At 70.7% G+C, this 1,500-nt stretch carries 1 protein-coding gene; it reads left to right on the top strand.

Features of this window, described 5'->3' with window-relative positions:
• Positions 1-142 precede the first annotated feature (142 nt).
• Positions 143-1,357, top strand: a complete 1,215-nt coding sequence (gene serB / locus ABT085_RS46310) for a phosphoserine phosphatase SerB (protein WP_351623239.1) — start codon at positions 143-145, stop codon at positions 1,355-1,357.
• Positions 1,358-1,500 lie beyond the last annotated feature (143 nt).

Here is a 1,500-nt window from a genome sequence, read left to right on the forward strand (position 1 = left end):
GGGCGCCCGGCTCGACGCCCCCGGGGCGCGGCCGTAGCCTTCTCGTAAGATGCCCGCTGTCCGGTGGACATGAAGTGTTATGTGTCCGTCAGACGGACGTGAGGCGCAAAAGGCACGGGGTGCCGGATACGGTGGTGACACCATGAGCGCTTCGCAGACCTCGACAGCTGACGTCCCCACTCTCCTCGTCAAGATCTTCGGCAAGGACAGGCCGGGCATCACCGCCGGCCTCTTCGACACCCTCGCCGCCTTCTCCGTCGACGTGGTCGACATCGAGCAGGTCGTCACCCGTGGCCGGATGGTGCTGTGCGTGCTCGTCACCGAGCCGTCCCCGGAGTTGCAGGGGGAGCTGCGGGCGACCGTCCACAGCTGGGCGGAGTCGATGAAGATGCAGGCGGAGATCATCTCCGGCATCGGCGACAACAGGCCGCGCGGTCACGGCCGCTCCCTCGTCACCGTGCTGGGTCATCCGCTCACCGCGGAGTCGACCGCCGCCGTCGCCGCCCGGATCACCAAGGCCGGCGGCAACATCGACCGCATCTTCCGGCTGGCCAAGTACCCGGTGACCGCGGTGGAGTTCGCGGTGTCCGGGGTGGAGACGGAACCGCTGCGCACCGCCCTGGTGACCGACGCATCCGCGCTCGGTGTGGACATCGCGGTCGTGTCGGCGGGCCTGCACCGGCGCGCCCAGCGGCTGGTGGTCATGGACGTGGACTCCACGCTGATCCAGGACGAGGTGATCGAGCTCTTCGCCGCGCACGCCGGCTGCGAGGACAAGGTCGCCGAGGTGACGGCGGCCGCGATGCGCGGGGAGCTGGACTTCGAGCAGTCGCTGCACGCGCGCGTGGCCCTGCTGGAGGGGCTGGACGCCTCCGTGGTGGAGAAGGTGCGCGCCGAGGTGCGGCTCACTCCGGGAGCGCGCACGCTGATCCGTACGCTGAAGCGGCTGGGCTTCCAAGTCGGCGTCGTCTCCGGTGGGTTCACTCAGGTCACCGATGACCTCAAGGAGCGGCTCGGGCTGGACTTCGCCCAGGCCAACACCCTGGAGATCGTCGACGGGAAGCTGACCGGCCGGGTCACGGGCGAGATCGTGGACCGGGCGGGCAAGGCACGGCTGCTGCGCAGGTTCGCCGCCGAGGCGGGCGTACCGCTCGCCCAGACCGTGGCGATCGGCGACGGCGCCAATGACCTGGACATGCTCAACGCGGCGGGCCTGGGGGTCGCCTTCAACGCCAAGCCGGTGGTGCGCGAGGCCGCGCACACGGCGGTGAACGTGCCGTTCCTCGACACGGTGCTGTATCTGCTGGGCGTCACCCGCGAAGAGGTCGAGGCGGCGGACACCCACGACGACCACTGAGTGGCGAACCGTTCCCGCACGGACGCGGGCGGTGTCCACGGCGAGCGACGCGACGACGAGGGGTCCTGCACCGAACCGGGGGAGGGGCCCCCGGGGGGGGGGGGGGTGGGCGCACTAGCTAGGCGCCCCCGAGTAGTCCAGAG

This window comes from Streptomyces sp. NPDC002265 (assembly GCF_040296125.1).
GTDB lineage: Bacteria > Actinomycetota > Actinomycetes > Streptomycetales > Streptomycetaceae > Streptomyces.